At 73.8% G+C, this 4,068-nt stretch carries 4 protein-coding genes and 1 pseudogene; 4 read left to right on the forward strand and 1 reads right to left on the reverse strand.

Annotated features, from left to right (window positions below; all coding sequences use genetic code 11):
• On the forward strand, positions 1–1,417 hold a 1,417-nt coding region (locus tag LWC33_RS34325; RefSeq protein ID WP_233308882.1), incomplete at its 5' end, for an MFS transporter.
• A gap of 24 nt (positions 1,418–1,441) precedes the next feature.
• On the opposite strand, the gene LWC33_RS36385 is transcribed toward LWC33_RS34325, so the two are convergent.
• Complete coding sequence (locus LWC33_RS36385; RefSeq protein ID WP_308191059.1) at positions 1,442–1,981, reverse strand: helix-turn-helix transcriptional regulator; 540 nt, start codon at positions 1,979–1,981, stop codon at positions 1,442–1,444.
• Between the two features lie 53 nt (positions 1,982–2,034).
• Between LWC33_RS36385 and LWC33_RS34335 the strand changes: the two genes are divergently transcribed.
• The 3 genes and pseudogenes from LWC33_RS34335 to LWC33_RS34345 all read left to right on the forward strand — a co-directional run.
• Positions 2,035–2,751: an alpha/beta fold hydrolase gene (locus LWC33_RS34335; protein WP_233308883.1), complete on the forward strand. Its 717-nt coding sequence runs from the start codon at positions 2,035–2,037 to the stop codon at positions 2,749–2,751.
• 201 nt (positions 2,752–2,952) lie between these two features.
• Positions 2,953–3,282 carry a hypothetical protein gene (locus LWC33_RS34340; RefSeq protein ID WP_233308884.1) on the forward strand — a complete coding sequence of 110 codons (330 nt, stop codon included), beginning with the start codon at positions 2,953–2,955 and terminating at the stop codon, positions 3,280–3,282.
• A gap of 377 nt (positions 3,283–3,659) precedes the next feature.
• Positions 3,660–4,068: pseudogene (locus tag LWC33_RS34345) on the forward strand (phosphoenolpyruvate carboxykinase (GTP)); the annotation flags it as partial.

Here is a 4,068-nt window from a genome sequence, read left to right on the forward strand (position 1 = left end):
GATCAGCCGCGCGCTGCGTCCCGACGCGACGACGCTGCTGTGGATCGTCGACGTCTACCCGCTGGTCCTCGCCGGCCTGCTGATCGCGATGGGCGGGCTCGGCGACCGGATCGGGCGCCGCCGGCTGCTGCTCGTCGGCATCGCCGGCTTCGGCGCGGTGTCGCTGCTGGCCGCCGGCGCGACGGACGGGGCGCACCTCGTCGCCGCACGCGCCGCGCTGGGCTTCTTCGGCGCGATGCTGATGCCCTCGGTGCTGGCGATCCTGCGCACGGTCTTCGTCGACCGCACCCAGCGGCGGCTCGCGCTGGCGATCTGGGCGACCGCCTTCGCCGCCGGCGCCGCGCTCGGCCCGATCGTCGGCGGTCTCCTGCTCGAGCACTTCTGGTGGGGTTCGGTCTTCCTGGTCAACGTGCCGGTCGCGGTGCTGGTGCTGCTCGCGGCGCCCCTGGTGCTGCCAGAGTCGCGGATGGCCCGCCCCGGACGTCGGGACCTCGGTGGCGTCGGGCTGTCGATGCTGGCCACGGTGCCGGCGGTCCTCGCGATCCACACGATCGGCGAGCACGGGTTCACCGTCGCGTCCGTGGTCGAGCTGACCGTCGCGGGCGCGGCCGGTGCGCTGTTCGTGCGGCGCTGCCGGGACCTGCCCCGACGCGGCCGCACGCCGCTGATCGACCTCGGCCTGTTCGCCTCGCCCGTGGTGCGGGTGTCGGTGCTGGCCAACGCGACCACGATGTTCGCCCTCACCGGCCTGCTGTTCTTCGCCGCGCAGTACCTGCAGCTCGTGCTGGGCCGCTCGCCGCTGGAGGCCGGGCTGGTGCTGGTCCCGGGGATGGTCGCGACGATCCTCGCCGGGCTCGGCGCGGCGGGACTGGCCAAGCGCTTCCCGCTGCGGATGCTGGTGCCGGCCGGGCTCGTCCTCGCGGCCGCGGGCTACGTGCTCTGCACGCGCCTCGGCGTCGGCTCGGCGGAGACGCTGCTCCTGGTCGCGGCGGTGCTCATCGGCGCCGGCATCGGGTTGTCCGAGACGATCACCAACGACGCGATCCTCGCCGCCGCGCCCGCCGACCGGGCCGGGTCCGCCTCGGCGGTCGGCGAGACCGCCTACGAGCTGGGCGCGGTGCTGGGCACGGCAATCCTGGGCAGTGTGCTCAGCGCGGTCTACCGGGTTGCGGTGGCGGTGCCGACGGAGGCCGCGCCGGGGGTGGCGCTCGGCAGCGAGGCGTCGGAGACCGCCCGTCAGACGCTGGGCGGGGCGGTCGACGTGGCTGGAGGCCTACAAGGCCCCGTCGCGGACGCCCTGCTCGGCTCGGCGCGGGCGGCCTTCTCGCTCGGCGTCGAGGTCACCGCCGGGGTGGGAACGGCCGCCCTGCTGCTGGTGGCCCTCACCGTGGTGCTGGGCCTGCGCCGCCGCAGGTGATCGCACCATGGATCCATAGCGCGCTCAGGAGCCGGGTTCGAACGCGTTATGGATCCATACTGCGGCTGGGTCGTGCGTCCTCGGCGAGGCGGGCGGCGAGTCGCGCCACCGCCGCGCTGACCTCGTCGGGCCGCAGCACGGTGAACCGCCAGGCGAGTCCGGCGAGGGCGCGGGCCATCCCGTCCGGGTCCTCGGCCCGGGCGCGCAGCAGCGCACCGGCGGGGTGGGGCTCGACGGTGGCGAGCCAGGCCGGCCAGCGGCGGGCGACGTCGCGGGGGCGGCCGCGTGCATGCCGGTGCGCTCGGCGGCCAGCAGCCCGAGCACCACGGCGACGGCCTCGTCGCCGGACAGCATGAGCGGCGGGACCTTGTACCCGGGCAGGAGCCGGTAGCCGCCGTACCGGCCGCGCCCGGCGACGACGGGCACCCCGAGCCCCTCCAGCGCGGCGACGTACCGGCGGACCGTCCGGACGTCGACCGCCAGCCGCCCGGCCAGCTCCGGTCCGGTCAGCCCGGGCCGGGCCTGGAGGAGCTCGAGGAGGGCGAGCACGCGACCGGCCGACATCCCCCGAGCAAACAGGACCGGATTCGCCCTGTATCGGCCCTACCGTTCTCCGTATGACGACGTACGTGCTGGTCCCGGGGTTCTGGTTGGGTGCGTGGGCGTGGGACGCGGTCGCCGCGGACCTGCGGGCGGCGGGACACGAGGTGCACGCGGTGGAGCTGGGCCACGAGCCGGACGCGACCGCGGAGAGCCATGTCGACGACGTGCTGCAGGTCCTGGAGAAGGCGGGCCCGGCGGTGCTGGTCGGGCACAGCGGCGGCGGGCCGGTCTGCGCGGCCGCGGCCGAACGGGCGCGCGAGCGGGTCCTGCGGCTCGTGTTCGTCGACACCGGCCCGCTGCCCGACGGGGTCGCCCAGGTCGAGTTCAACCCCCCGGAGGCGCAGGCGTGGATCCGGGCCCGCATCGCCGAGCACGACGGGGTGCAGCCGATGCCCACCCGTGCCGGGTTCGCGCAGCTGGGCACGAGCACCGCGGGCCTCGACGACGAGACGTTCGCCGACCTGCACGCCCGCGCGCTCGCCGAGCCCGCCGGCGTGGTCCTCACCGGCGCGCGGCGCGGCACACCCGATCCGATGCTGCCGAAGACCGTCGTCGCGTGCAGCTTCACCGAGGCCCAGGCCCGGGAGCTGATCGCGGCGGGGGTGCCGGCCTTCGCGGAGATGGCCGGGCCGGACTGGTCCTTCGCCGAGCTCCCGACGGGACACTGGCCGATGCTCAGCGAGCCCACGGAGCTGGCCCGGCTGCTGGGCCGGTTCGGCGATCCGGCCTGAGGGCCGTTTGCCGTACCCGCTCGCCCTGCGGACAAACGCCGTTCGGCGCATTCCCTCGTCGTACCGGGACGCCCGTCCGGCGCGTCGCGCCGTCGCGGGCGTACCCGGTCCGCACCATGTCCGTTGAGCCTCGGGTCGGGCGAAGTGAACGAGCTGTACCGCGCCACCGACGCCGCGGCTGGAGTGCGAGGAGGTCGGACCGTGTCCCTGGACGCTGTGAGCGCGTACACCCTGGTCGTGGGCGACGAGGACGGCCCGGCCGACGTGCAGGTGTTCTCGTCGGCGGAGGCGGCCTGGCGCGCGCTGGACGCGGAGATCCGTGCCCGGTGCGGCATGCGGCCCCGCCCGCGCCGGGTCACGGACCCCGAGGCGGCCGCCCGGCTGGCCGACGCCTGGCGCGCCGGCGAGCCCGAGACCCGCTTCTGGCAGGTGCAGGCGCACCGGCTCCCGATCCTGCTCCCGGCGATCGCCGGGACTCCTTCCCGACCGACGGGTCGGCCGGCGCGCACGGGCGTGTTGCGCAGCGCCTGAAGGGACCGGCAATTGCTGTTCCGCCGGGCATGGTTGCGCCTTTCGAATTCATAAGCCCTGCGCTCGATTTCACACCCGCGTCATGACGGTGTCGCACCGCCGAACGCCGGGGCCGGCGGCGAGCGGCCGCGCCCACGTCACTCGCTGTCCGGATCCTCCGCGAATGCGGTGGTGAGCGAATTTGTCAGCACAAACTGTATCGATTCCATGATCGGTGTTGTGAGTCAATCGACAGTTCGTATCGATGTGTGAGACAGGGTCAGACCGGTAACCTCCGTAGTCATCTTTCCCCGTTACAGGCCTCGTCCCGACCAGGCGAGGTCCTGCCAGCATTCCCCGGCCGGGGAACGGGGGCCGGCCAGGCTAGGAGACACACGATGACTGCAGCGACCGTCCCAGGGATCGACGATGCGCCCACGACCAACGCGCGCCTGCTGTCATGGGTGCGTGAGATCGCGGAGCTGACGACGCCCGAAGCCGTCGTCTGGTGCGACGGGTCCGAGGCCGAGTGGGACCGGATGACGAGCCGGCTCGTCGACGCGGGCACCTTCGTCAAGCTGAACGAGGAGAAGAAGCCCAACAGCTTCTACGCTGCCTCCGACCCGGAGGACGTGGCTCGGGTGGAGGAGCGCACGTTCATCTGTACGGCCACCGAGGAGGGGGCCGGGCCCACGAACAACTGGGCCGACCCCGCGGAGATGAAGGAGACGCTGCGGGGTTTGTTCCGCGGCTGTATGCGTGGCCGCACGATGTATGTCGTGCCGTTCTGCATGGGCCCGCTCGACG

It is taken from the genome of Pseudonocardia terrae (assembly GCF_021343995.1).
Taxonomy (GTDB): domain Bacteria; phylum Actinomycetota; class Actinomycetes; order Mycobacteriales; family Pseudonocardiaceae; genus Pseudonocardia; species Pseudonocardia terrae.